Raw genomic sequence first — 25,432 nt, forward strand, 5'->3', positions numbered from 1 at the left:
GGCCGCCCGCCGGCTACGTAGGATCGGCGGGTGGCGGAGATCCTGGCGGTCGAGGTCGTCGACCTCTCGAAGACGTACGGGCCGACCCGCGCGGTGGACGGGCTCTCCTTCGGTGTCCCGGTGGGAACCGTGACCGCGCTGCTCGGGCCGAACGGGGCCGGCAAGACGACGACCGTGGAGATCTGCGAGGGTTTCCGGCGCGGCGACGGCGGCCTGGTCCGGGTGCTCGGCACCGACCCGGCCGACCAGAAGCTGCGCCCCCGCGTCGGCGTGATGCTCCAGTCCGGCGGCATGTACCCGGGGGCACGCGCCGACGAGATGCTCCGGCTGGTGGCCGCGCACCACGCCCACCCGCTGGACCCGGCCGCGCTGCTGGCCAGGGTCGGCCTGACCGGCTCCGCGGCGCGCACCCCGTTCCGCCGGCTGTCCGGTGGCCAGAAGCAGCTGCTGTCGCTGGCGATGGCCGTCGTCGGGCGACCCGAGCTGGTGTTCCTGGACGAGCCGACGGCCGGGCTGGACGTCCGCGCCCGACATGAGACGTGGGACCTCGTCGAGGAGCTGCGCGCCGCCGGCGTCACCGTGCTGCTCACGACCCACGCGATGGACGAGGCGGAGCGGCTCGCCGACCAGGTCGTCATCGTCAACCGCGGCAAGGTCGTCGCCGCCGGCACGCCGGCGGAGCTGACCCGCGGCGGGGCCGAGGGGGAGCTGCGTTTCCGCGCGCCTGTCGGCCTGGACCTCGACCAATTGCTCGCCGCGCTGCCGACCGGGTCGCAGGCCGCCGAGCGGGCCGGCGGGCACTACGTCGTGCGCGGCACCGTCGACCCGGCCTTCCTGGCCGCCGTGACGGCCTGGTGCGCCGGAAACGGCGTCCTGCCCAACGACCTGCGGGTCGAGCAGCGCAGCCTGGAGGACGTCTTCGTGGATCTCACCGGCTCGGAGCTGGCGAGATGACCGCCACGCCTGACGCGGCCACGGGCCTGGCGCCGCTGGACTTCCGCCCGGCGCCCGGCTCGGCCCGCCGGTCCAGGATGCTCGGGGCGCAGACCCGGATGGAGCTGAGCCTGAACCTGCGGCACGGCGAGTCCGTGCTGCTCACCCTCATCATCCCGATCGGGCTGCTGTTGTTCTTCAGCGCGGTCGACGTGCTGCCCTCCGACGGCCAGAAGTCCGTCGACTTCCTCGTGCCGGGGGTGCTCGCGCTGGCGGTGATGTCGGCGGCCTTCACCGGGCAGGCCATCGCCACCGGGTTCGAGCGCCGGTACGGGGTGCTCAAGCGCCTCGGCGCGACGCCGCTGCCGCGCTGGGTGCTGCTCACCGGCAAGACGCTGGCCGTACTGGCGATCGAGGTCGTCCAGGCCCTGCTGCTGGTCGGCGTCGGGCTGGCGCTCGGCTGGCACCCGCACCTGCCGGGGACGGCCGCCGGCATCGGCTGGCTGGCCGTGCTGCTGGTGCTGGGCACGACGGCGTTCTCCGGCCTCGGGCTGCTGATGGCCGGCACGCTGCGCGCCGAGGCGACGCTGGCGGCGGCCAACGGCGTCTACCTGCTGCTGCTGCTGATCGGCGGGGTGGTGTTCCCGCTGTCGAAGCTGCCGGGCTGGCTGCGGGTCGTCGCCGAGGGGCTGCCGACGGCCGCCCTGTCGAACGGCCTGCGCGACGTGCTCGCCAATGCCGCGGCTCCCGGGGTCGGCCCGGTCCTCGTGCTGGCCTGCTGGGCGGTCGGGTCGGTGGCGCTGGCCGCGCGGACCTTCCGCTGGGAGTAGGTCGGGCACCGGCTCCTGGGCCGACGGACCGTGGGCGGGACCCCACGTACGATGGCCCGGGATGTCGTCTTCTACAAACCGTCGAAGCGACGCGAGAGCTGAGCACCCGGAGGCCCAGGTGGCGCGGATCGAGGCCCCGCCGGCAGAGGCCGAGGCCATGACGGACCGGCCCGGCGAGCCCGTCGTGGCGTCCGGCGTCACGACCCGTTCGTCGCGGCGGCTGCCGACCGTCAGCCCGCGGGCCTTCCAGCTCCTCACTCTCGTCGGCCTGGTGTTCCTCGGGCTGATCGTGGTGACCGGCGGGCTGGTCCGGCTGACCGGCTCGGGGCTGGGGTGCCCTACCTGGCCGCAGTGCGGCGACGGCTCCTGGGTCCCACGAAGCCAGTACGCGACCCACGGCGTCGTCGAGTTCTCCAACCGCATGGTCACCATCGTGATGAGCGTGATCATGCTGGTCACGCCGGTCGCGGCGCTCCGGCTGGCCGACCGGCGGGAACGGCGCGACCTGGTCTGGCTCTCGTTCGGCCTGTGGGCCGGGTTCGTCGCCCAGGTCGTGCTCGGCGGGATCACGGTGCTCACCGACCTGCACCCGGCCACCGTGGCCGCGCACTTCCTGCTGTCGATGGTGCTGCTGGTCAACGGCGCCGTGCTTTACCGCCGGGCCGGGCAGGGCCCTGGGCCGGTCACCGTCGCGGTCCGCCGCGAGCTGCTCTGGCTGGCCCGCGTCACCGTCGTCGCCGCGTTCGCGGTGCTCGTGCTCGGGACGGTCGTCACGGGCACCGGCCCACATGGCGGCGACGCCACCCATGCCCGCCGGTTCGGCTTCGATATCGTCACCGTCGCCCAGCTGCACGCCGACGGCGCGATGCTGCTGACCGGCCTGAGCGTGGCGCTGCTGTTCGCGGTCCGGCTCGGGAAGGCATCCCGCGAGGCCCGCCGCTGGGCCGACGCCCTGGCCGCGACGATCGTCGCCCAGGCCGCGATCGGCTTCACCCAGTACTTCCTCGGCATCCCCGCCGGCCTGGTGGCCCTCCACGTCGCCGGCGCGACCGCCATGTGGATCGCCGCCCTACGCCTCTGGCTGGCCCTGCCCGACCGTCCGGCGCGGGCCGCCGGCGCCTGACCCAGGTCTCGCCCGCGCTCCAACCACCGACACAGCCGTCACCAGAACTGTCAGGTCCGGTAGGCGTCGGCTCGATGGGCGATCGGTCAACACCGGTCACGTTCCACCGGCCGCGGACGCCGCCTTTGTCCCAGACTGTCGCCTCAGGTACTGTCTGACCAGACAGTACCTGAGCGAACATGCCTTGGAGGAGTGATGGTAGGCGTCATAATTGCTGCCGTGGCAGACACGTCGATGCAGGTGAGCTCCGCGGTGCACGACGAGCTGGTCGCGGTCGCCGCACAGGACTTCGGCGGCGCGTCGCTGAGCGAGGCCATCGAGCGCCTCCTCATGGAACACAAGATCGCCAAGATCATGGCCCGCTACGAGGAGCTGCGCGCAGATCCCGAGGAGTGGGCCAGCTACCAGGCGGAACTCCGCGAGTGGGACGCTACGGTCGGAGACGGTCTCGGGGACGCCCGCGAGGAGTACCCGGAGTACAACCCGTGACTCAACCAAATCCGTGGCAGGTCTGGCTCGTCGACCTCGGTCGCCCGGTTGGCCATGAGCAAGGTGGGCTCCGGCCAGCGATTGTGGTGGGATCCCAGACTCATTGCCAGTTCCCCATCGAGATGGCGATCGTGGTTCCGCTGACCTCGCGGGATCGCGGGCTGGATCATCACGTACGTATCGACTCGCCCGAGTCCGGCGTGAAGGAGACGAGCTGGGCGCGAACCGACGATCTCAAGGCCGTGTCCACCGAACGCTTCACACGAACCACCGCGTTTGGGACCGCATCACTCAGCGAGATCGCGGAGCTGCGCCATTGGCTACGCCAGATGGTCGCCTTCTGCTGACTTAGCCATCGCCAGAAGCCAGGTCACCCGGGCGAGGTAGCGACGACTCCCCAGGCGGCTCGGGCGGCGGCGGGTGATCGCCGTTTTGGCCCTCGCGTGGTCGTGGAACAGCAACAACTACAACCACCTGAGGGCTGAAACGGCGATCAAGCCCCGGGGCCGGAGGACGAGACCCGGAGCCGGAGGACGAGCCCTAGGCCGGCGGGTGCGGCCGGGGGCACGACCGCAGCCGAGGGTGGTGGGGCTGTCAGACCAGGGGGCTGACGGCGACGGCGATGAAGAGCAGCGTCAGGTAGGTGATGCTGTAGTGGAAGAGGCGCATCGGGCGGATCTCGGTGCCCTTGGCGATCTGGTGGGTCATCCGGTGGGCCTCGAAGAGGAACCAGGCGCCGGTGACGACCGCCGTGCCGAGGTAGACGTAGCCCGCGTCCGCGACCGGGTAGAGCGCCAGCGACGTCGCCACCATCACGTACGAGTAGATCAGGATCTTGCGCCCGACCTCGCGTAGCGGCGCGACGACCGGCAGCATCGGCACGCCGGCGGCCGCGTAGTCGTCCTTGAACTTGATCGCCAGCGCCCAGAAGTGCGGCGGGGTCCAGAAGAACACGACCCCGAACAGCACGACCGCGCCCCAGCCCACCGTGCCGGTCACGGCGGACCAGCCGATCAGCACCGGGAAGCAGCCGGCGGCGCCGCCGATGACGATGTTCGACGACGTCCGGCGCTTGAGGCCGAGCGTGTAGACGAACACGTAGAACGCGATGGCGCCGTCGGCGAGCAGCGCGGACGGCCAGTTGACCAGCAGGCCGAACAGCAGCGTCGCGACGACACCCAGCACGATGCCGAAGCGCAGCGCCTCGACGGGCGTGACGGTGGCCTTCACCAGCGGGCGGCGCTTGGTGCGAGCCATGATCTCGTCGATGTCGCGGTCGACATAACAGTTGATCGTGTTCGCGCTGCCGGCGGCGAGGGTGCCGGCGACGAGCGTGATCAGGATCAGCCAGAGCGACGGCAGGCCGCGCTTGGCGAGGATCATCACCGGGACGGTCGTGATCAGCAGCAGCTCGATGATGCGCGGCTTGGTCAGCGCGATGTACGCGCGTGTCTTCGCCAGCGCGGCGTCGAGGCGGCCCCCGGCCCCGGCCGGCCCCGCGTCGGCGTGGCCTACGCCAGCCTGGCCGGCGTCGGCCGTGGTGGGTTCGAGGACGCCGCCGGCCCCGGGCACGGAAGCCTCGGGCAGGACGGTCGCGGTGGCCAGGGTCTGGGCGACCGCGACCGCGCCGGGGACGTGATCCGCCTGGCCGCCCGCGGCGGTCAGCTGGCGGGCGCCGGGGACCGTGGCCGCGCGCTGGCGCGGAGCGGTCTGGCGGCGGCGCAGGACTGCCAGGGTGGACAGGGCGACCTCACGTTCAGCCCCCGGGAAGAGGGGCGGCACCGTTGCGCCCGCCGGGGCGGGCCGGGGTTCTACGTCGTGTCGGAGTCTAACCGCCCGTGGCGCGCAGGGGCGCGGCGACCACCGGCGGCGCAACGCGAGGCACCCACCGGAACCCCGGCCGAACCGGGTCTGGTGACCCGATCGGGCCGAAACGGCATGACCGAGGTCGCATTCGTGTTAGGACCGTGCGGCGGTGGCCCGCTGGCCGTGAGACTTCCCCACAGGTCCCGCGGTCGACGGACAGCCGCGTCGCCAGTTGTTCACGTGGCCACCCTGTTCACCTCCGTGACGTGGGTGGGCACACTAGGCCAAGGCAGGTCCGCCCGCGGCGGCCAGCACCAAGGTCGCGCCACCGTGGGATGACCCCATCCATCACCGGGTAGGGAGGCGCTGAGGGCCCGGCCCGCACCCTGCCACCGACGTCCTGGCCCGCGCCTGGCCCTGGACGCCTGGGCTGGTGCCTGGCCGTCGGGCAGTACAGCGTCTCCGCGGAGAGGAAACACGACCATGACCAACCCGCTCTCCGACCTCTCCGCCGCGGGAGTGGCGGTCTGGCTGGACGACATCAGCCGCGACCGGCTGAACTCCGGCAACCTCGCCGAGCTGGCGAGGACGCACAGCGTCGTCGGCGTCACCACGAACCCGACGATCTTCCAGAAGGCGATCACGTCGAGCAAGGCGTACGAGGAGCAGCTGCACGACCTCGCGATCCGCGGCGTCGACGTCGGCGAGGCGATCCGCCTGATCACCACCGCCGACGTCCGGGTCGCCTGTGACGTGCTGCGCCCGGCCTACGACGCCTCCGGCGGCACCGACGGGCGGGTCTCGATCGAGGTCGACCCGCGACTGGCCCACGACACCGACAAGACCCTGGCCGAGGCCCGTTCGCTGTGGTGGATGGTCGACCGGCCGAACCTGTTCATCAAGATCCCGGCGACCCTGGAGGGCCTGCCGGCCATCACCGCCACCCTCGCCGCCGGCATCAGCGTCAACGTCACACTGATCTTCGGCCTGGAGCGGTACGAGGCGGTGATGGACGCCTACATGACCGGCATCGAGCAGGCCCTCGCGAACGGCCGCGACGTCTCCCGGCTGGAGTCGGTCGCCTCCTTCTTCGTCAGCCGGGTCGACTCCGAGGTCGACAAGCGGCTGGAGAAGATCGACACCCCGGCCGCCCAGACGCTCAGGGCCAAGGCCGCCATCGCGAACGCGCGGCTGGCCTACGAGCGCTACGAGAAGGCGTTCGGGACCGAGCGCTGGGCGGCGCTGGCCGCGCGCGGCGCGAAGCCGCAGCGGCCGCTGTGGGCTTCGACGTCGACGAAGGACCCGTCGCTGCCGGACACGCTCTACGTCCACGAGCTGATCGCCCCCGGGACGGTGAACACCATGCCCGAGGCGACCCTGCTGGCCTTCGGTGACCACGGCGAGGTGCCCGGCGAGACGATCCGGCCGAACTACGCCGACGCCCACGGCGTGATGACGGCGCTGGCGAACGTCGGCGTCGACCTGGACGACGTGGTCGAGGTCCTCGAGCAGGAGGGTGTGACGAAGTTCGAGGACTCCTGGAACCAGCTGCTCGACGCGGTCCGCGGGCAGCTCGGAGCACACTGACCGCGCGTCGCCCCGCCGGCCGTCGCGGCCGGCGGGGCGCGGGCGCGAGGATTCCCAGGGACCGGCACCACAGCACGACCGAGGATCACAGCACGACCGAGGATCACGGCACGACCGAGGATCACGGCACGACCGACCAGAACCCGACGACCGACGAGCACAGACAGGGAGAACCGCAGGTGGCGCCCACGGTAGGTGGCAACCCGCTGCGCGATCCGCGAGACCGCCGGCTCCCCCGGCTTCCCGACGCCAGCGCCCTGGTGGTGTTCGGCGTCACCGGAGACCTCTCGCGCAAGAAGCTGATCCCGGCCGTGTACGACCTGGCCAACCGCGGCCTGCTGCCGCCGGGGTTCGTGCTGCTCGGGTTCGCCCGGCGCGACTGGGAGGGTCATGAGCCCTTCATCCAGTTCGCCAGGGAGTGCGCCGAGAAGGGCGCGCGCACGCCGTTCCGGGAGGAGACCTGGGACCGGCTCGCGTCGTCGATCAGGTTCGTGAAGGGCTCGTTCGACGACGACGCCGGGTTCGACCGGCTCGCCGCTGAGCTCGACAGCCTGGAGGCGAGCCACGGCATCCGGGGCAACGCCGCCTTCTACCTGTCGATCCCGCCGTCGGCCTTCCCGGTGGTCCTCAAGCAGATGGAGCGCACCGGCCTCGCCGACGAGAAGGCGGCTGGCGGCTGGCGGCGGGTCGTCGTGGAGAAGCCGTTCGGCCACGACCGGAAGTCGGCCGGTGAGCTGAACTCGCTGGTCGACGACGTGTTCGGTCCGCAGGACGTGTTCCGGATCGACCACTACCTGGGCAAGGAGACCGTCCAGAACCTGTTCGCCCTGCGGTTCGCCAACACGCTGTTCGAGCCGATCTGGAACTCCCAGTTCGTCGACTCGGTGCAGATCACGATGGCCGAGGACGTCGGCATCGGCACCCGCGCCGGCTTCTACGACGAGACCGGCGCCGCCCGCGACGTGCTGCAGAACCACCTGCTGCAGCTGCTGGCGCTGACCGCGATGGAGGAGCCGGTCAGCTTCGGCGCCGACACCATCCGCGCGGAGAAGATCAAGACCCTGCGCGCGGTGTCGCTGCCGACCGACCTGACCAGCTACGCGATCCGGGGCCAGTACGAGCAGGGCTGGCTGGCCGGCGAGCGGGTCAAGGGCTACCTCGACGAGGAGAACATCCCGGCCACGTCGACGACCGAGACCTACGCGGCCGTGCGGCTGGGCATCGAGACCCGGCGCTGGGCCGGCGTCCCGTTCTACCTGCGTACCGGCAAGCGGCTGCCCCGACGGGTGACCGAGATCGCGATCGGCTTCAAGCAGGCCCCGCACCTGCCGTTCGACGCGACCGACACCACCGAGCTGGGCCACAACCAGCTGGTCGTGCGGGTTCAGCCCGACGAGGGCGTGACGCTGAAGTTCGGCTCCAAGGTGCCTGGGACCGCGATGGAGGTCCGTGACGTCGCGATGGAGTTCCTGTTCGGCGAGGCGTTCACCGAGTCGCTGCCGGAGGCCTACGAACGGCTGATCCTGGACGCGCTGCTCGGCGACGCCATGCTCTTCCCGGACAACGCGGAGGTCGAGGAGTCCTGGCGGATCATCGACCCGCTGGAGGAGTTCTGGGCCAGCACGAAGCCGTTCACCTACCGCTCGGGCAGCTGGGGCCCGGCGGCCTCCGACGAGATGCTCGCCCGCGACGGCCGGCGGTGGCGCCGGCCATGACGATCACATTGGTTCGCTCCGTCCGGGCGGCGCGCTCCGGCCCCGTACTCGCTTCGCTCGCACGGGACCTCCGCGCGCCGTCCTCCTCCGCTCACGGGCCCGTTCTCCTCGTTGCAAGGAGCTTGGTGTGACGACGCTTTGGGACACCACTGGCTCGGCGGTCGTCAAGGCGCTGGGTGCGGAGCGGCGGGCCGCCGGCGCGCTGGCGTTCGGGTTGGCGTTGACGCTTGTCGTGGTCGTCGATGAGAAGAACGTCGCCGCGGCGGAGAGCGCCGCGACGGCCGCCGCGGCGGCGCATCCGTGCCGGCTGCTGATCGTGGTGCGCCGCCAGATCGACGCGCCGCACCCGCGGCTGGACGCCGAGGTCTCGATCGGCGGGCGGCTCGGCCCCGGCGAGGCGATCGTCATGCGGATGTACGGCCGGCTGGCGCTGCACGCCGAGTCGGTCGTGCTGCCGCTGCTCGCCTCGGACGCGCCGGTGGTCACGTGGTGGTACGACGAGCCGCCGACCCGGATCGCGTTCGACCCGCTCGGCGTGTTCGCGGACCGCCGGGTCACCGACGTCGCGGCGGCGCCCGACCCGGTGGCCGCGCTGCGGCTGCGGGCGGCCGACTTCGCGCCCGGTGACACCGACCTGGCCTGGACCCGGATCTCCGGCTGGCGCACGCTGCTGGCCGCCGCGTTCGACGGGCGCCAGGACCGGCCCACCGCGGCGAGCATCGAGGCCGACCCGGCCGACCCGAGCGCCCAGCTGTTCGCCGGCTGGCTGCGGGCCCGGCTCGGCGTTCCCGTCGAGGTGGCCGCGAGCGGCTCCCACCGTGGTGTCCACGGCCTGCACGCCGTCCACGTGACCGTCGAGGACGGCGAGATCGCCGTCACCCGCGTCGACACCCGGTCCGGGACGATCACCCGGCCGGGGGTCCCGGAGCGCCGGCTGCCACTGGCGCAGCTCGGCCTCGGCGACCTGCTCGCCGAGGAGCTACGCCGGATCGACGACGACAGCGTCTACGCCGACGCGCTCGCCACCTGGAGCGGCATCCCCGACCTGTCCGGCCGGTCCGGCCACCGCGAGCACGTCTGGCGGGACCCGATGATGGAGACGGCCCCGACGCAGGCCCCGCCCGCGGCACCGGCTCCCAGCGGAAGCTGATGTCGCGACGGATCCGTCGCGCACCAGACACACCCCAGGAAGCGCGCGCCCCACGCCCGCGCACCCCGACGCAGCCGGCGGCGAGGCCGGACCGAGGCGGTTACCGATGGAACTGATCGTCCACCCGGACGCGGGCCTGCTCGCGAAAGCGGCGAGCGCCCGGTTGATCACGACGCTCGTCGACGCGCAGGCGCGGCGCGGCGAGGCGTCGCTGGTGCTGACCGGGGGCGGGATCGGCATCGCGCTGCTGCGCGCGGTGCTCGCCAGTCCCGCGCTGGAGGCCGTCAACTGGTCGAAGGTGGACATCTGGTGGGGTGACGAACGGTTCGTACCCGCCGACTCTCCCGACCGCAACGTGCTGCAGGCCCGGGAGGCGTTGCTCGCGCACGTGCCGGTGGACGAGAAACGGGTGTTCGAGATCGGTGCGCTGGCGTCCGAGGGTGGCGCCGACGGGTACACCGAGCCCGAGCAGGCGGCCGCCGACTACGCCGCGCAGCTCGCGGCCCACGCGCCCGACGGTGCCCTGGTGCCGGCGTTCGACGTGCTGCTGCTCGGCATCGGTCCGGAGGGGCACGTGGCGTCGATCTTCCCGCACTCGCCGGCCGCGCGGGCCACGGAACCGGTGGTCGCCGTCCGCGAGTCCCCGAAGCCGCCGCCGAACCGGGTCTCCCTGACCTACCCGACGATCCAGGCCGCTCGCCAGGTCTGGGTGATCGCGGCGGGTGAGGAGAAGGCCGACGCGGTCGCCGCGGCCGCCGCCGGTGCCGGGCCCCTCGACCTCCCCGCGGCCGCCGCGACCGGCCGGGACCGGACCCTCTGGCTGATCGACCGCGCCGCGGCCTCCCGGGTCAGCGCCTGACGCTCGCCGCTCAGCCTCCGGTGGGCGGCTGGGCGGTCCTGTTCAGCGTGGCCACGCCGAAACTGGTGATCACCGTGGCGTCGTAGAAGTAGCCCAGGGTGCCGTTGGAGTTGAGGGTCAGCAGGAGCCGGAACGCCCCGGTGCACCGCTGGTTGGCCTGGGTGATGACCTCCTGCACCGTGATCGCGGAGACTCCGGCCTCCCGCAGCACCAGGTCGGAGCCGCAGCCCTCGGACGACACGGACCTCCCGACGGTCTCGCCGACCTCGCCGCCCGTGATCCGCAGCGTGACGTCGAAGGTGACGGGATTCTGGGTCACGGTGCCGAACCAGTTGCCGACCATCTCGCCCGGCACCGCGCCGGCCCGGCCCCCCAGCGGCCCGCGGCCGCCGGGAGCGGTGGCGGTCGGGCTCGCGCCACGGGTGGCGACGCGCGCGGACGGCGTCGACCTCGGCGCGCCGTCGAGGTCGGCCCCGGCGGCGACGGCGCCCCAGGCGGCGAGCCCGACCAGCGCGAGCACCACGACGACGGCGAGCGCCGCGAGCGGCGCCGGCAGCAACAGCGACACCGACAGCGGAAACGACCGGCGACGCCGGCCCGGGACGTCGACGCGACCAGGCGACGCCAGCGTGCCCAGGTCCAGCTGCCCCAGATGCACAGGCGCGGCGTCGGGCACTGGCGGGTCAGGAGCGGCGAACCCGGCTGCCTCGGCGTCGCCGGCCCGGGCCCGGCTCGTGCCGTCGGCCGGCTCGGTCGCCTCCGCCTCGACGTCGGCGAACCCGAGCGCGACCGGCTGGCCGGCGGGACCGCGCGGCGGCCGTACGTCGGCGGCGGCGGGTGGCAGGGCCGCGATGCCCGCGCCCAGCGCGCGCTGGGCGCGGGTGAGCAGCGCCGCGACACCGTCGGCGCGCAGCCTGGCGGCGGGCTCCTTGAGGAGCAGACCGGCGATCACCGGCGCGAGCGGGCCCAGGTCGCGGGACGGCTCCGGCTCGTCGAACAGGACGGCCTGCAGCGAGGCGACCACGTCGTCGCGGTGGAAGGGGGCGACGCCGTCGGCGGCGAACAGCAGCGTCGCGCCGAGCGCGAACAGGTCCGCGGTCAGCGTGGTCGGGCCGCCGCGCAGCCGCTCCGGAGCCATGTACGCGGGAGTGCCGCTCGGCAGGCCACCGTCGGGAGGCTGCGTGAGCGTCGGGTCGGTGTCGGCCGCGGCGATGCCGAAGTCGGTGAGCAGCACCCGGCCGTCGTGGGCCAGCAGGATGTTGGACGGCTTCACGTCACGGTGGACGACGCCGAGGGCCTGCGCGGCGACGAGGGCGTCGAGCACCGCCAGCCCGATCCGGGCGACGTCGGCCAGCGGCAGCGGCCCGTCCTCGTCGACCGCCTCCTGCAGGGAGCGGGCCGCGACGGCCTCCATGACGATCCAGGGGGCGCCGTCGTCGACGACGGCATCGTGGACGGTCACGACGTGCGGGTTGGCCCGTAGCCGGGCGGCGTTGCGGGCCTCACGCAGCGCCCTGGACACCCAGGCCCCGGTGGAGTCGGCCCAGCTGTCGTCCTCGTCCGACCCGGGATCGGTGCCCGGCCGGGTGAACGCGAACGGGGGACGGATCTCCTTGACCGCGACGTCCACGTCGAGCACCTCGTCGCGGGCGAGCCAGACGGCGCCCATCGCGCCCACGCCGATCAGGTCGGCGAGCCGGTACCGCCCGGCGATCAGCCGGCCGAACGGGGCCGCCACACCGGCCGTCTCCCGCTCCGACGGCTCGGCCTCACCTGTCGGCTGTGCCACCGACGGCTGGGCCAGCTCGCCGGTGTCGTCCGTGCGCTCGCTCCCCATCTCTGCCCGTCCGCCGATCCGCTCGCACGCAACGCACGGGCCAGAGCCCTCGTCAGGGGGCAGCAGGGAGCCCCCGGTGCCAGGCAGCGCCCGGCACCGGGAGAAGGGTAGTACCGCCGACGACACCCCGACGGGGAGTCACGGAAAAGTTGCCCAAAGCCGTAACACGCCGCCGAGGGCGCGCGGCCGGGCCGAGAAGACGAGGCCGGGCGCCCTGGCGGTCGGTCAGCTGCCGGCGGAGCGGAGCTTGGCGAGGGCCTCGGCGAGAATGGCCTCGCCGTCCTTCTCGTTGCGCCGCTCGCGGACATAGGCGAGGTGGGTCTTGTAGGGCTCGATCTTCGGCGGGGCCGGTGTGTTCTCCCGGTCGCGCCCCGCGGGGTAGCCGCAGCTCGGGCAGTCCCACGTGTCAGGGATAGCGGCGTCCGCGGCGAACGACGGACGCGTCTCGTGCTGGTTCGCGCACCAGAAGGAGATCCGCTGGCGAGCCGCAGTCTCCCCCCGCTCGGCTTCCCCCATGGGTCCTGCCCCGACCCGGCTCCCCCGGATGGCGTTGCCACCTGCCACGGTCCGCGTACTCCTTCGACTCAGTGCCGGTCAGGCCAGCCAGTGCCAGCCAGGTCAGACCTCGGACTCAAACCTCGGACCAGGTATAACCCGGTTCGCTCTGGGGCGAGTGTAGGACGCCGGGCCCACCACGTGACGCACCGGGGCGGGCCGGAGTGGTCGCCCCCTGGGGGACATATCCCCGCCGGCCACCAACTGGCCCCGTCAGACCCCGAAAGCGGCCCTTTCCAGCGGCCCGCGAACCGGCGTGCCAGGCCCTTCCACGGGCCGGCCGGCGCGGTGCGTCAGGCCGGGCCGAGGGCGAGGTCGGTCGGGTCCACCGTGCCCACGGACGGGACCTGGTTGAACGACAGCACCGACGAGCTGTGGAACCTCGGCTCGTAGAGGACGGCGAGCGGGATGACCGCGACGTCGCGCAGCACGGTGCTCTCCAGCACCCCCCAGGCGGCGGCGCGCGAGGCCGGGGTCGGCGCCTGCAGCGCGACCGACATCGTGTCGAGGACTTCCTTGGCGTCGTAGCCGCCGTCGACCGGACGCTGGCCGACCCAGGTCGGGTCGAACAGCGGCTGGAACACGGTTCTGCCGGCGTCGCCGTACCAGAGCGGGGTCACGGTGGTCAGCGCCAGGTCCCAGCTCTGCTGCAGCGGGCTGACGGCCGCCGTGTCGAAGTCCGCCCGCGCCTTGGCGTCGACGACGAGCTTCACCCCGACCTTGGCGAAGGTCTCCACCAGAGCGCCCGCGACGGCCGCGTCGGTGGCCGTGTCCGTGGTGAGCAGCGTCAGCTCGGTCACCGGCCCGTCAGGGGCCTTCGCGAGCCCGTCACCGCAGGTCGTCGCGTCGCCGGCGCCGTCCTGGGTGGGGAACGGGTCCAGCGGCGAGTAGCCGGTCATCGTCGGCTGCAGCAGCTGGGTCGCGGCGCTCGCGAACGGCGGGTCACCCAGCGCCTCGACGACGGCGATCCGGTCGACGCAGGTCGCGAGCGCGTCCCGGACGTCCTGGTCGCTCAGCGCCGCGCCAGCCGGCCCGTGCATCCCGACCGTGAGGAAGAGGTCGGACCCTGTCGTCGGCACGCTCAGCCGCGGGTCAGCGGCCTTGAACAGCGCCGTCGCGCGGTCCAGCGGGACAGCCGAGTCCAGCGTGATGTCCGCCTTGCCGGCCTCGATCTGGGACTGCGCGTCGGCCGCGGCGACGCCACTGGTGATCGTGATGTGGTCCGGCAGGGCCTGGCGGATCCCGTCGATCGCCCGGTTCCACTGCCCGTCCTTCCCGAGCGAGTAGACGCCGTCGGCGCTGCTGGTGACGTGGTACGGGCCGTCGGAGATCAGGTGGTTGAGGTAGTCGGGCGAGTTCGGCTGGTAGTCGTCCGCCTCGACCGGCACCGGCGCGGCCTCCGGCAGCGCGAGGAGGTCGACGAAGTCGGTGTACGGCCGGATCAGGTGGAAGGCGATGTCGGTGTTGCTGACGACCTGGATGCCGGCCGGCGACTGGTTCTCGATGAAGTCCTTGAGCTGTTCGACGGGCTTGGTGAACAGCTCGGTGCAGTAGGCGTTGAACCCGACGATCGTCGCGGCGAAGTAGCCGCGCAGCGGCGACGGGTTCGGCGGCAGGCACAGCCGCTTGAGCCCGCGGGCGACGTCGTTCGCGACGATCCGGCGCGGGGTCGGCGTGTCCCAGCGCGCCGCCGAGCTCAGCCGGACCGTGATGACCAGGCCGTTGGGGCTGCGCTGCGGCGCCGAGACCGCGAGGTCGGGCCGGGCGACCACGGCGCTGTCGACGTCCGCCGACGCGGGGTAGCTGTAGAGCGTGCGGCTCACCAGCCGGGCGAACGCCCGGTCGGCCGTGGTCACGGCCCAGCCGGGGTCGCCGGTGGGCATGGCGTCGGTGACGACCCGCAGGGTGCCGCCGGGTTTGTCGGTCGGCAGGACCGTGGCCACGCCCGCGGGCGTGGTCAAGGCCGTCGCCGCCGGCCCGGCCGAGCCGGCGCAGCCGACGAGAGCGAGCAGCGCGGCCAGTCCGGCCGCCACGGTCGAGGTCAGGAGAACGGCCCGTCGGCCCGCGGGCCGACGGACTCGACGAGGAGCGCTCAACTCTTCAGCAGCAGCCCGAGACCGATGATCGAGATGATCCACACCGCGCCGATGGCGATCGTCAGGCGGTCGAGGTTCTTCTCGACCACCGACGAGCCGCCGAGCGAGGACGAGACGCCACCGCCGAAGAGGGTGGACAGGCCGCCGCCCTTCGCCCGGTGCAACAACACCAGCAACACGAGCAACACGCTCGTGATGATGACCGCGATGGACAGCGCGATCTCCATCTAGACCAGCTCCCGCTCCTCCGGGAAGTGACAGGCGGCCAGGTGGCCCGGCTGGATCTCGACCAGCTCGGGCTCCACGGTCTTGCACACTTCCTCGGCCTTCCAGCAACGTGGGTGAAACCGGCAGCCGCTGGGCGGGTTGAGCGGAGTCGGCGGGTCGCCCCGCAGGAGGATCCGCTCCCGCCGATGCTGCTTGACCGGGTCCGGCACCGGGACGGCCGACAGGAGGGCGTGGGTGTACGGGTGCAAAGGATGCTCGTACATACCGGCCCGGTCGGCCATCTCGACGATCGTGCCAAGGTACATCACAGCGACCCGGTCGCTGATATGGCGCACCACCGACAGGTCGTGGGCGATGAACAGGTAGGTGAGGCCGAGCTCCGACTGGAGATCGCCGAGCAGGTTGACGACCTGGGCGCGCACCGAGACGTCGAGCGCGGAGACCGGCTCGTCGGCGATCACCAGCTTGGGCCCGGTCGCGAGCGCGCGGGCGATCCCGATCCGCTGCCGCTGGCCACCGGAGAACTCGTGCGGGTACCGGTTGAGATGCTCGGGGCTCAGCCCGACGAGCTCCATCAGCTCCCGGACCCGGGCCCGGACGGCGTCACCCGACATCTCCCCGGTGATCTTCAGGGGCGCGGACACGATCGAGCCGACGGTGTGCCGCGGGTTCAGCGACGTGTACGGGTCCTGGAAGATCATCTGGATGTCCCGCCGCAGCGGGCGCATCCTGCGGGCGGACAGGTGGGTGATGTCCCTGCCGTCGACCTCGACCTTGCCGCCGGTGGGCTCCAGCAGCCGGACGATGGCGCGGCCGGCGGTGGTCTTGCCGCTGCCGCTCTCCCCCACCAGGCCGAGCGTCTCACCGCGGCGCAGGCTGAAGCTCAGCCCGTCGACGGCGCGAACCGCGCCGACCTTCCGGGGGATCACGCCGCCCCGGGTGACCGGGAAGTGCACCTTCAGGTCGGTGACCGTTACCAGCACGTCGCCCTCAGGGGGCGCGGTGGCGACGGCTGATGCTGTCGCGGGCCGCTCGTCCGAGACCACGGCGGCCGGCGCCGCCGGGCTGGCGTCCTTCAGGAACGCCCTCCCGCCGTCCGGGGCGGTCCCGTCAGTGGCGCCTGAGCCGGCGGATGCGGGGCCGGTGATGTCGTTGCCGTTCACAGGCTTGGAGCCACCTCCTCACGAAAGATCCGGCTTCGGGTCTCCGGCTCCAGGTGGCAGGCGACCCGGTGGCCGGGCGTGACCGCCTCGAGCGGCGGTCGGATGGTCTGGGAGGCGCCGTTGGTCAGCGCGGCGTACTGGCAGCGCGGGTGGAACGGGCAGCCCGACGGAACGGAGATCAGGCTGGGCGGGTTGCCGCCGATCGTGCGCAACCGGTCGGACCTTGTCCGGTCCAACCGGGTGATCGAGGACAGCAGCCCCCAGGTGTAAGGGTGCTGCGGATCGCTGAAGATCGTCTGAACGGGGCCGTGCTCGATGGCGCTGCCCGCGTACATCACCAGCACGTCGTCACTGATCTCGGCGACCACGCCGAGGTCGTGGGTGATGATGACGATGGCCGATCCGAACTCCTTCTGCAGGTCGCGCAGCAGGTCGAGGATCTGCGCCTGCACCGTCACGTCGAGCGCGGTGGTCGGCTCGTCCGCGATCAGCAGCGACGGGTCGCAGGACAGCGCCATCGCGATCATCGCCCGCTGCCGCATGCCGCCGGAGAACTCGTGCGGGTAGTTGTCGACCCGCCGTTTCGGGTCAGGGATGCCGACCCGGTCGAGCATCTCGATCGCGCGGGTCCTGGCCGCCTTGCGGGACACGTCGTGGTGCACCTGGTACGCCTCGGCGATCTGGTCACCGATCGAGAAGTACGGGTGCATCGCCGAGAGCGGGTCCTGGAAGATCATCGCCATGTCCCGGCCCCGCATCCGGCGGACGCGCTCGGCACTCGCGGTGACCAGGTTCTCGCCGGCGAGAATGATCTCACCGGAGACCGTCGTGCGCTTGCCGCGCTGCAGTCCCATGATCGCCAGGCTCGCGGCGCTCTTCCCGGAGCCGGACTCCCCCACGATCCCCAGCGTCCGGCCGCGTCGCAGATCGAAGGTCAGGCCCGCGACGGCGCGCACCTCGCCGTCGTCGGTGCGGAACGAGACCCGCAGGTCGCGGACCTGCAGATGCGGCGGCTCGGCCACCGCGGTGGCCGCGCCGGCGTCGCCGTCAGGCTGCGTCGTCATCTCAGCTCCCCCATCGGACGGTCATCGCGTCGGACGTGTGTCGCCAGGTGCTTTCCGGACGGTAGGTCACCTCGGACACAGGTCACGTGGGACGCACCCGTGGGTCGAGCACCGCGTAGAGGACATCGACGATGATGTTGGCCAAGACCACGAAGAAGGCCGCGAAGACGGTTACGCCGAGGATGGTCGGCAGGTCCTGGGTGTTGATCGCCTCGATGGACATCTTTCCCAGGCCACGGAACCCGAAAGTGCTTTCGGTCAGCACCGCGCCCCCGAGCAGCGACCCGACGTCCAGGCCGAAGATGGTCAGGATCGGTGTCAGCGCCGCGCGCAGCGCGTGTTTGCCGATGACGTCCCGTTCCGGGAGGCCCTTGGCACGAGCGGTGCGGATGTAGTCCTCACCGAGGACGTCGAGCATGCTCGCCCGGGTGAGCCGGGCGTACATCGCGGCGTACAGGAACGCGAGGACGATCCAGGCCGGAAGCAGGTTCCAGGCCCAGGTGAACGGATTGTCCAGAAAGTTCGCGTAGTGGACGCCCTTGATGATGCGCCACTTGTAGCTGACCAGGTACAGCATCACCAGGCCGGTGAAGTACACCGGCATCGAGACCCCGGCGAGCGCGACGGTCATCGACGCCCGGTCGGCGAACCTGCCCCGGCGCAGCGCGGAGATGACGCCTACCGTGACGCCGCCGAGCAGGAAGAGAACGGCGGCGCCGATGGTCAGCGAGATGGTCACCGGCAGCGCCTGGGTGATCTGCTGCCACACCGGCTGGCTGTTACGGAACGAGTAGCCCAGGCAGGGCGCCGGGCAGTAGGTGACGTCCGGGCCGGAGTCGTAGTGCCGGCCGACGAAGATGCCCTCGAGGAAATGCCAGTACTGCACGACGAGCGGCTGGTCGAGCCCCAGCTTCTTCGTCACCGCGGCGACGACCGCGGGGGTCGGGCTCCGGCCGGCGAAGAGCACCGCGGGGTTCGAGCCGAACACCTTCGGCACCAGGAAGAACAGCAGGAACGTGATGACGCTGACCAGCCAGAGAATCACGATCCCACCGAGCACCCGGCGGATCACGAATCCAACCATTGTGGGTTGTTCTCCGCTTCTGTGTCAGCGACCCTGCCAGCGGCCGGCGGGCGCGGTCGGCTCGGTACGTGTGTGTGGCCGCCGGGTGGGCACGGAACCCACCCGGCGGCCAACGGTGTTACTGGATGTGCGGACCTACGGGTGACAGGACGTCACGGCATCAACGAACCACGCCGAGAGCGGCGAAGTTGATCATGTTGAAGCCGGGGGTGAAGAAGACGTTCGTCACCTTGTTGCTGTAGATGTTCACGGCCTTGTCGTAGAGCAGCGGAACGTAGGCCGCGGACTCGACGACACCCTTGTCGACCTGGGTCCAGGCGGCCTGGTCGACAGCCGGGTCGTCCGAGCCGAGGGCCTTGTCGATGCCGCCGTTGACGGTCGCGCTGTTCAGCGAGGCGTAGTTGCTGTTGCCCTGGGGCAGGATCTTCCGGCCGTCGACGATCGAGCTGAAGAAGCCGTACGGAGCCGGCCAGTCAGCACCCCAACCGGTCAGCGCCAGGCCGTAGCCCTTGGCCTGCACGTTCTTCGGGATACCGAGCACGGAGGAGAAGTACTGCGAGGCGTCGAACTTGTCGATGGTGACGGTGACGCCGATCTTCTTCAGGTCGGACTGGAGCGCCACCGCCTGCGCGACCTCGGCGGGCCGGGTGCGGGACGTCAGAATCGTCGAGAAGCCGTTCGGCTTGCCACAGGCCTTCAGCTCTTCCTTGGCCTTGGCGATGTCACCGGCGTTGTTCGGCGTCGGGAACAGGTCGAACGACTTGTAGTACTGCAGCGTCGGCGGCAGCATCGTGGTCGCCGGCTGGCCAGCGTCCGGGCCACCACGAGCGAGCGACTGGGCCTGCTTGTTGACGGCCCAGGCGACCGCGTTGCGGCAGTGGACGTTGTCGAACGGCTTCACGTCGGTGGTGATGCTCAGGTAGCGCAGGAAGCCGGACAGGTCGACCGTCTTGAAGATGGACGAGTCCGAGTGGACCTTCGCCTGGGTCGCCGACTGAACGCCGGTCTGGTCCAGGAAGACGTCCGCGTCGCCGGCGAGGATCCGGTTGTCGATGTCGGTCGCCTCGAGGCCCATGGTGATGTCGATCTCGTCCGGCAGGGCCTTGTTGACCGTGTCGGTCGACGGGTCCCACTGGTCATTGCGGACCAGCTTCATGGACTTGTTCGGCGTGTACTCGGCAATCTTGTACGGGCCGGACGCGACCGGGTGCGAGGTGTACTTGTCACCGGTGTCCTTCGCCTGCGGCACCGGGGTGGCCGTCGGGGAGGCCATGATGAAGTTCCAGTCCGGGAACTTCTTGTTCAGGTGGAAGATGATCGTCGAGTCGTCCGGCGTCTCGATCGACTTCAGCCCGAGCTTGTTCGGGTCGGTGTCCTTGTACGGGCCCGGGTACGGGTTCGCCTTGTCGTCGAGCTCGTCGATGACGTAGGTCGGACCGCCGTTGATCACGTCAGTCGCGAAGGTGCGCTCGATGCCGTACTTGATGTCCTTGGACGTGATCGGGGTCCCGTCCTCGAACTTGATCCCGGACTTCAGCGTGTAGGTCCACGTCTGGCCGCCGTCGGGCGACTTCGGGACGGACGTCGCCAGGTCACCGGTCAGCTCGGACGAGTTGGCCTTCGGCACGTAGGTCAGCAGCTGACGGGAGATCCAACGCTGCTGGTCCCAGCACGTGGCGTAGTAGGTCCGCTGCGGGTCCCAGAAGTCGCAGTCGCTGCCGGAGAGGGCTCGCAGCGTGCCGCCCTTCTTATCCGACGTGTGGAACGTCTGCGTCGTCGTGGTCGGCAGGCCGAGCGAACCGGCGGCGGCGCTGCTGTTGGACGCCGAGCCTCCCCCACCGCTGCTGCCCCCACAGGCCGCCAGGATCAAGGCGCCGGCGGCCGCGAGCACGCCGGATCTGATCCAGATCGTTCGTTTTCTCATCTGTTCCCCTCTGTATTGCGATGCTGCCCCGGGATGGGCCATGGACGGTCCTGGGTGCCCAGCCCGAGCCCGCGACGTTGAGGGCTCCGGGTAGTGACGGCTTGCGGACCGGGAGAGTCAGCCGCCGCGCGGGTCGAACGCGTCCCGCAGGGCGTCGCCGAGCAGGTTGAAGGCCAGTACGGTCAGGAAGATCGCGACGCCGGGGACGACCATGTACATGGGGTCGACGCGGTAGAAGCCGGACGCGGCCGTCGAGAGCATGTCGCCCCAGGACGCCGTCGGCGGCCGGACGCCGACGCCGAGGTACGACAGGGCCGCCTCGAAAAGGATGTTCGTCGGGATCATCAGCGTGGTGTAGACGAGGATCGGCGCGACGAGGTTCGGCAGCAGCTCGTGCGACATGATCCGAATGGGCCCGGCGCCAGTGCCCCGCGCGGCCGCGATGAAGTCCTTCTCCTTCAGGGACAGCACCTGTCCGCGCACGATCCGTCCGATGTACGGCCAGCTGAAGAATCCGATGATGAAGATCAGGATGCCCAGCCGCAGGGTCCCGCCGCTCAGGCCGAACGCGGAGTCCGGGATGACCGCGACGATCGCGATCGCGAACAGCAGCACCGGGAAAGCAAGCATCAGGTCCATCAGCCGCGCGATCAGCCCGCCGAGCCAGCCGCCGACGTAGCCGGAGACGAGGCCCAGCACGGTGCCGAGCACGACGGACAGCAGGGTCGCGAGCGTGGCGACCAGCAGCGAGACCCGGGCACCGTAGACGACCCGGGCGAGCACGTCCCGGCCGTTGGTCGGCTCGACTCCGAAGAGATGGTGCGCGCTGATCCCGCCGAAGCTGCCGGCCGGCATCGCCGTCGTCAGGTTGAGCGCGGTGTAGTCCGGGTCGTCCGGCGTCACACCGAGGATCGCGCAGATCACCGGCGCCAGGATCGCGACGAGGGCGACCAGGACGACGAAGGCGGCGCTGCCGAGCGCCACCTTGTCCTTGCGGAGCCGAGACCAGGCGATCCGCCAGAGCGAGCGGCCCGCGACCGGCTTGGTGTCCGCCGTTTCGAAGGCCCGCCCGGTGGGCTCCACCTGCAACGGGACCGCCACGAACCACCTCCAGGGCAGGCGAAAACCGCATTTCGCCTGAAGCAAGAACCTGTGGCACGGTAGCGTTCGCGCGGCCGGCTGGATAGCGGATGTTATGAAGTGCTGAGGAAACGTTGCGCGTTTGCCATACGATGACCGTTATGTAACAGATGGGTTACCTGGGCGAGAACGGCAGCCGCCGATCGCGCGCGCCGGGCGGGACAGAGCAGCCCGCTCCCGTAACAATCGGACCGCCTGGTAGCACGCCGATCTGGCCGCCGACGGGCCGCAGAGAGGGCCCTGACCAGCAGTTCCAGCGACTCCGGCGCACCAGCGAGAGGCCCGCCGTTCACATCAACAGAAACACTACAAACCTCAAGGGTATTCACCGGTCCGCGTGCCGCGGCGGACTGGAACGCGGCCGGACGATAAACGACGAAACGCCGCCCAAAGCGGGCAAAGTACCTGGAACGACGAAGGTCCGGGCCACCAGACGCGGCCCGGACCTTCGGGGATTTCTCGGTGCGCTCAGGCCGGCGGGCCGCTGCGCACGATCGCGGTGAACTCCTCCGCCACCAGGCTCGCGCCGCCGACCAGGCCGCCGTCGACGTCCGGCATGGTGAACAGCTCGCCCGCGCTCGACGCCTTGACCGAGCCGCCGTAGAGCACCCGGATGCCGGCCGCGAGCTCCGCGTCGAACAGGCCGGCCAGCCGCTCCCGGAGCGCCGCGCACATGTCCTGGGCGTCCTGGGCCGACGCGGTCCGGCCGGTGCCGATCGCCCAGACCGGCTCGTAGGCGATGACGACCGTCTTCGCCTGCGCCGGCTTCAGGCCGGCCAGCGAGCCCTCAAGCTGGGCCAGGCAGTGCTCGACGTGGTTGCCGGCCACGCGGACGTCCTCGTGCTCGCCGACGCAGACGATCGGCGTCAGGCCACTGCGGTAGGCGGCGGCGACCTTGGCCGCGACCAGCGCGTCGTCCTCGTGGTGGTCGGTCCGCCGCTCGGAGTGGCCGACGATCACGTAGCCGCAGCCGAGCTTGGCCAGCATCGGCCCGGACACGTCGCCCGTGTGCGCGCCGGAGTCGAACGGCGAGAGGTCCTGGGCGCCGTAGCCGATGGCGAGCTTGTCCCCGTCGATCGCGGTCTGCACGCTGCGCAGGTCGATGAACGGCGGGAAGATGACCGTCTCGACGGTCTCCAGCTCGGCCGGCTTCAGGTCATAGGCGATCTTCTGGACGAGGGCGATCGCCTCAAGGTGGTTGAGGTTCATCTTCCAGTTGCCGGCGACCAGCGTCTGGCGGCCGGTGCCCTTGGACTTGCGGGCGACGGCGGGCTGTTTGCCGGTCGCCGGGCCCTGGCGCAGCGGAGTCATCGGGTCAGACCTCCAACGCGGCGATGCCGGGCAGCGACTTGCCCTCGAGGAATTCCAGGCTCGCGCCGCCGCCCGTGGAGATGTGGCTGAACGACGTCTCGGGGATGCCCAGGGTGCGCACCGCCGCGGCCGAGTCACCGCCGCCGACGACCGTGAAGGCCCCGGCGCCGGTCTGGGCCGCGACCGCCTCCGCGACGCCCTTCGTGCCGGCCGCGAACGGCGCCATCTCGAACACGCCCATCGGCCCGTTCCAGAAGATCGTCCCCGCGCCCGCCAGCCGGGCGGCGAACAGCTCCGTCGACGAGGGACCGATGTCCAGGCCAAGCCAGCCGTCCCGGATCCCGGCAGCCGGCACGACGTCGGTGGCGGCGTCGGCCGCGAACCGGTCCGCGATCACCACGTCGGTCGGCAGCACGATCCGGTCGCCGCCCTCGGCGAGCAGGTCCTTGCAGGTGTCGATCATCTCGCTCTCCAGCAGCGAAGCCCCGACGCCGTGGCCCTGCGCGGCCAGGAACGTGAAGCACATACCGCCGCCGACCAGCAGCGCGTCGACCTTCGGCAGCAGCGCGCGGATCACCCCGAGCTTGTCGGAGACCTTCGAGCCGCCGAGCACCACCACGTACGGCCGGCGGGCGTCACCGGCCAGCTTGCGCAGCACCTCCAGCTCGGCGAGCACCAGCCCGCCGGCCGCGTGCGGCAGCCGCTTGGGCACGTCGGCGACGCTGGCGTGCGCCCGGTGCACCGCGCCGAAGGCGTCCCCGACGTAGAACTCCGCGAGGGCCGCGAGGTCGTCGGCGAACGCGGCCCGGACCGCGGCGTCCTTGCTGGTCTCCCCCGGGTGGAAGCGCAGGTTGTCCAGCAGCGCCACCTCGCCGTCGCCGAGCCCGGCCACGACGGCCGCGACCGCGTCACCGGCGATGTCGTTGGAACCCTCGGTGCCGGTGAACGTGACCGGCTGGCCGAGGATCTCGCTCAGCCGGGCCGCCACCGGGGCGAGCGAGTACTTCTCGTCGTACTCGCCCTTGGGCCGGCCGAGGTGCGAGCAGACCACCACCTTGGCGCCCCGCTCGGCCAGGGCCCTGATCGTGGGCGCGCTGGCCAGGACCCGGCCGTCATCGGTGATCCGCGGGCTGTCCCCGGACCGGTCCAGCGGCACGTTGAGATCGCTGCGGACCAGCACCCGGTGCCCCGCGACCTGCAGGTCGTCGATCGTCCTCATGTGTCTCCGTATCTTTGGTTCGCGGCGTCCGGGCGCGAGCCTCCGGCCCCGATCCTCGCTTCGCTCCGGTCGGGACCTCCGGCTCGCCGGGGTTCCTGCCGGATCGCGCCAGCGATCCGGCAGGTCCGCTCCGCCGCGAACGGGCTTCGGGCCGGGGTGGCTTCGGAATCGGAAAGCGGATGGAAAAGGGAAACAGAACACGAGCCGCCCGGTGCCGAGGGGCACCGGGCGGCTCGTCAAGCAGGTCTTCTTAACCCAAGCGGGAGGCGACCAGGGCCGTCAGGTCGACCAGGCGGTTGGAGTAGCCCCACTCGTTGTCGTACCAGCCGACGACCTTGACCTGGGGGCCCCAGGACATGGTCAGCAGCGAGTCGAAGGTGCAGGAGGCGGGGGTGCCGACGATGTCGGAGGAGACGATCGGGTCCTCGGTGTAGACGAGGTAGCCCTTGAGCGGGCCCTCGGCCGCCGCCCGGTAGGCCGCGTTGATCTCTTCCTTGCTGGCCGACGTCTTCAGGTTGACGACCAGGTCGGTGACCGAGCCGTCGAGCACCGGGACGCGCATCGACAGGCCGTCGAGCTTGCCCTTGAGCTGCGGCAGCACCAGCGAGGTGGCCTTCGCGGCGCCCGTGGAGGTCGGGATGATGTTCTGCGCGGCGGCGCGGGCCCGGCGCAGGTCGCTGTGCGGGAAGTCCAGGATGACCTGGTCGTTGGTGTAGGCGTGGATCGTGGTCATGAAGCCACGCTCGATACCGAACGCCTCGTCGAGGACCTTGGCCAGCGGGGCCACGCAGTTCGTCGTGCAGGACGCGTTGGACAGCACGTGCTGCGTCGCCGGGTCGTAGGCGTCGTCGTTCACACCCATGACGACGGTCAGGTCCTCGCCCTTGGCCGGGGCCGAGATGATGACCTTCTTGGCGCCGGCGGCCAGGTGCTTGGCGGCCGAGTCGCGGTCGGTGAAGCGTCCGGTCGACTCGATGACGATGTCGACGCCCAGCTCGCCCCAGGGCAGCTCGGCCGGGTCCCGCTCGGCCAGCACCTTGATCGTGGTGTCGCCCACCTGGATACCGCCGTCGGTGACGCTGACCGTCTCGGCGAGGGTGCCGAGGGTCGTGTCGTACTTCAGCAGGTGGGCCAGCGTCTTGTTGTTGGTGAGGTCGTTGACGGCGACCACCTCGAGCCCTGCCTGCTTGCTCGCCGCCAGCGCCCGCCAGAAGTTCCGGCCGATCCGACCGAAACCGTTGACTCCTACTCGCGTAGCCACGTCCGCGGACTCCCTACCTCATGTGCCGACGTCATCTTCCGTTGCAGGCACAGAGCCT

The 25,432-nt window shown here is 71.3% G+C and carries 22 protein-coding genes; 9 read left to right on the forward strand and 13 right to left on the reverse strand.

Annotated features, from left to right (window positions below; genetic code table 11):
• Positions 1-30: 30 nt before the first annotated feature.
• The 5 genes from FRAEUI1C_RS24105 to FRAEUI1C_RS24125 all read left to right on the forward strand — a co-directional run bounded on the left by FRAEUI1C_RS24105 (position 31) and on the right by FRAEUI1C_RS24125 (position 3,722).
• Positions 31-954 (forward strand): ABC transporter ATP-binding protein, encoded by a 924-nt coding sequence (locus FRAEUI1C_RS24105; protein ID WP_013425966.1) that lies wholly within the window; start codon positions 31-33, stop codon positions 952-954.
• Complete coding sequence (locus FRAEUI1C_RS24110; protein WP_013425967.1) at positions 951-1,763, forward strand: ABC transporter permease; 813 nt, start codon at positions 951-953, stop codon at positions 1,761-1,763. The genes FRAEUI1C_RS24105 and FRAEUI1C_RS24110 overlap by 4 nt, the downstream gene beginning before the upstream one ends.
• A 118-nt stretch (positions 1,764-1,881) precedes the next feature.
• The gene (locus tag FRAEUI1C_RS24115) at positions 1,882-2,886 is read left to right on the forward strand and encodes a COX15/CtaA family protein (RefSeq protein ID WP_013425968.1); all 1,005 of its coding nucleotides are present in this window, start codon (positions 1,882-1,884) and stop codon (positions 2,884-2,886) included.
• A 219-nt stretch (positions 2,887-3,105) separates the two neighbouring features.
• A complete protein-coding gene (locus tag FRAEUI1C_RS24120; protein ID WP_232425110.1) occupies positions 3,106-3,375 on the forward strand; it encodes a DUF8778 family protein in 270 nt (89 codons plus the stop codon).
• Positions 3,372-3,722, forward strand: a complete 351-nt coding sequence (locus FRAEUI1C_RS24125) for a type II toxin-antitoxin system PemK/MazF family toxin (RefSeq protein WP_013425970.1) — start codon at positions 3,372-3,374, stop codon at positions 3,720-3,722. Before FRAEUI1C_RS24120 ends, FRAEUI1C_RS24125 begins: the two co-directional genes overlap by 4 nt.
• Before the next feature lie 247 nt (positions 3,723-3,969).
• On the opposite strand, the gene FRAEUI1C_RS24130 is transcribed toward FRAEUI1C_RS24125, so the two are convergent.
• A complete protein-coding gene (locus tag FRAEUI1C_RS24130; protein WP_041261342.1) occupies positions 3,970-4,836 on the reverse strand; it encodes a heme o synthase in 867 nt (288 codons plus the stop codon).
• Positions 4,837-5,664: 828 nt separating this feature from the next.
• Between FRAEUI1C_RS24130 and tal the strand changes: the two genes are divergently transcribed.
• The 4 genes from tal to pgl all read left to right on the forward strand — a co-directional run bounded on the left by tal (position 5,665) and on the right by pgl (position 10,492).
• Positions 5,665-6,768: a transaldolase gene (gene tal / locus FRAEUI1C_RS24135; RefSeq protein ID WP_013425972.1), complete on the forward strand. Its 1,104-nt coding sequence runs from the start codon at positions 5,665-5,667 to the stop codon at positions 6,766-6,768.
• A gap of 179 nt (positions 6,769-6,947) precedes the next feature.
• Entirely contained in the window at positions 6,948-8,483 is a 1,536-nt protein-coding gene (gene zwf, locus FRAEUI1C_RS24140) for a glucose-6-phosphate dehydrogenase (RefSeq protein ID WP_013425973.1), read from the forward strand.
• A 127-nt stretch (positions 8,484-8,610) separates the two neighbouring features.
• On the forward strand, positions 8,611-9,633 hold the full coding sequence (locus FRAEUI1C_RS24145) for a glucose-6-phosphate dehydrogenase assembly protein OpcA (RefSeq protein WP_013425974.1): 1,023 nt from the start codon (positions 8,611-8,613) through the stop codon (positions 9,631-9,633).
• 106 nt (positions 9,634-9,739) lie between these two features.
• The gene (gene pgl / locus FRAEUI1C_RS24150; RefSeq protein WP_013425975.1) at positions 9,740-10,492 is read left to right on the forward strand and encodes a 6-phosphogluconolactonase; all 753 of its coding nucleotides are present in this window, start codon (positions 9,740-9,742) and stop codon (positions 10,490-10,492) included.
• A 10-nt stretch (positions 10,493-10,502) separates the two neighbouring features.
• Here pgl and FRAEUI1C_RS24155 read toward each other — a convergent pair whose 3' ends face one another.
• The 12 genes from FRAEUI1C_RS24155 to gap form a co-directional block, all read right to left on the reverse strand.
• On the reverse strand, positions 10,503-12,329 hold the full coding sequence (locus FRAEUI1C_RS24155; RefSeq protein WP_013425976.1) for a serine/threonine-protein kinase: 1,827 nt from the start codon (positions 12,327-12,329) through the stop codon (positions 10,503-10,505).
• 225 nt (positions 12,330-12,554) lie between these two features.
• Positions 12,555-12,893 (reverse strand): RNA polymerase-binding protein RbpA, encoded by a 339-nt coding sequence (locus FRAEUI1C_RS24160; protein ID WP_013425977.1) that lies wholly within the window; start codon positions 12,891-12,893, stop codon positions 12,555-12,557.
• A gap of 284 nt (positions 12,894-13,177) precedes the next feature.
• Positions 13,178-14,917 carry an ABC transporter substrate-binding protein gene (locus tag FRAEUI1C_RS24165; RefSeq protein WP_013425978.1) on the reverse strand — a complete coding sequence of 580 codons (1,740 nt, stop codon included), beginning with the start codon at positions 14,915-14,917 and terminating at the stop codon, positions 13,178-13,180.
• 59 nt (positions 14,918-14,976) lie between these two features.
• Positions 14,977-15,207, reverse strand: a complete 231-nt coding sequence (gene secG, locus FRAEUI1C_RS24170) for a preprotein translocase subunit SecG (RefSeq protein WP_013425979.1) — start codon at positions 15,205-15,207, stop codon at positions 14,977-14,979.
• On the reverse strand, positions 15,208-16,371 hold the full coding sequence (locus tag FRAEUI1C_RS24175; protein ID WP_013425980.1) for an ABC transporter ATP-binding protein: 1,164 nt from the start codon (positions 16,369-16,371) through the stop codon (positions 15,208-15,210).
• Entirely contained in the window at positions 16,368-17,435 is a 1,068-nt protein-coding gene (locus FRAEUI1C_RS24180) for an ABC transporter ATP-binding protein (RefSeq protein WP_013425981.1), read from the reverse strand. The genes FRAEUI1C_RS24175 and FRAEUI1C_RS24180 overlap by 4 nt, the downstream gene beginning before the upstream one ends.
• 82 nt (positions 17,436-17,517) lie before the next feature.
• Entirely contained in the window at positions 17,518-18,519 is a 1,002-nt protein-coding gene (locus tag FRAEUI1C_RS24185) for an ABC transporter permease (RefSeq protein ID WP_013425982.1), read from the reverse strand.
• Between the two features lie 160 nt (positions 18,520-18,679).
• On the reverse strand, positions 18,680-20,443 hold the full coding sequence (locus FRAEUI1C_RS24190; RefSeq protein ID WP_013425983.1) for an ABC transporter substrate-binding protein: 1,764 nt from the start codon (positions 20,441-20,443) through the stop codon (positions 18,680-18,682).
• Between the two features lie 117 nt (positions 20,444-20,560).
• Positions 20,561-21,544 (reverse strand): ABC transporter permease, encoded by a 984-nt coding sequence (locus FRAEUI1C_RS24195; protein WP_013425984.1) that lies wholly within the window; start codon positions 21,542-21,544, stop codon positions 20,561-20,563.
• A gap of 507 nt (positions 21,545-22,051) precedes the next feature.
• Positions 22,052-22,894, reverse strand: a complete 843-nt coding sequence (gene tpiA, locus FRAEUI1C_RS24200) for a triose-phosphate isomerase (protein ID WP_013425985.1) — start codon at positions 22,892-22,894, stop codon at positions 22,052-22,054.
• A 4-nt stretch (positions 22,895-22,898) separates the two neighbouring features.
• Entirely contained in the window at positions 22,899-24,113 is a 1,215-nt protein-coding gene (locus FRAEUI1C_RS24205; RefSeq protein ID WP_013425986.1) for a phosphoglycerate kinase, read from the reverse strand.
• 250 nt (positions 24,114-24,363) lie between these two features.
• Complete coding sequence (gap, locus tag FRAEUI1C_RS24210) at positions 24,364-25,374, reverse strand: type I glyceraldehyde-3-phosphate dehydrogenase (RefSeq protein WP_013425987.1); 1,011 nt, start codon at positions 25,372-25,374, stop codon at positions 24,364-24,366.
• Positions 25,375-25,432 lie beyond the last annotated feature (58 nt).

It is taken from the genome of Pseudofrankia inefficax, from assembly GCF_000166135.1.
Taxonomy (GTDB): Bacteria; Actinomycetota; Actinomycetes; order Frankiales; family Frankiaceae; genus Pseudofrankia; species Pseudofrankia inefficax.

Bases quoted from the DNA above. Each gene is read 5' to 3' on its own strand.
- FRAEUI1C_RS24110 (WP_013425967.1), top strand. From the start codon at position 951: ATGACCGCCACGCCTGACGCGGCCACGGGCCTGGCGCCGCTGGACTTC.
- tal (WP_013425972.1), top strand. From the start codon at position 5,665: ATGACCAACCCGCTCTCCGACCTCTCCGCCGCGGGAGTGGCGGTCTGG.
- pgl (WP_013425975.1), top strand. From the start codon at position 9,740: ATGGAACTGATCGTCCACCCGGACGCGGGCCTGCTCGCGAAAGCGGCG.
- FRAEUI1C_RS24155 (WP_013425976.1), bottom strand. From the start codon at position 12,329: ATGGGGAGCGAGCGCACGGACGACACCGGCGAGCTGGCCCAGCCGTCG.
- secG (WP_013425979.1), bottom strand. From the start codon at position 15,207: ATGGAGATCGCGCTGTCCATCGCGGTCATCATCACGAGCGTGTTGCTC.
- FRAEUI1C_RS24180 (WP_013425981.1), bottom strand. From the start codon at position 17,435: ATGACGACGCAGCCTGACGGCGACGCCGGCGCGGCCACCGCGGTGGCC.
- FRAEUI1C_RS24185 (WP_013425982.1), bottom strand. From the start codon at position 18,519: ATGGTTGGATTCGTGATCCGCCGGGTGCTCGGTGGGATCGTGATTCTC.
- FRAEUI1C_RS24190 (WP_013425983.1), bottom strand. From the start codon at position 20,443: ATGAGAAAACGAACGATCTGGATCAGATCCGGCGTGCTCGCGGCCGCC.
- tpiA (WP_013425985.1), bottom strand. From the start codon at position 22,894: ATGACTCCGCTGCGCCAGGGCCCGGCGACCGGCAAACAGCCCGCCGTC.
- FRAEUI1C_RS24205 (WP_013425986.1), bottom strand. From the start codon at position 24,113: ATGAGGACGATCGACGACCTGCAGGTCGCGGGGCACCGGGTGCTGGTC.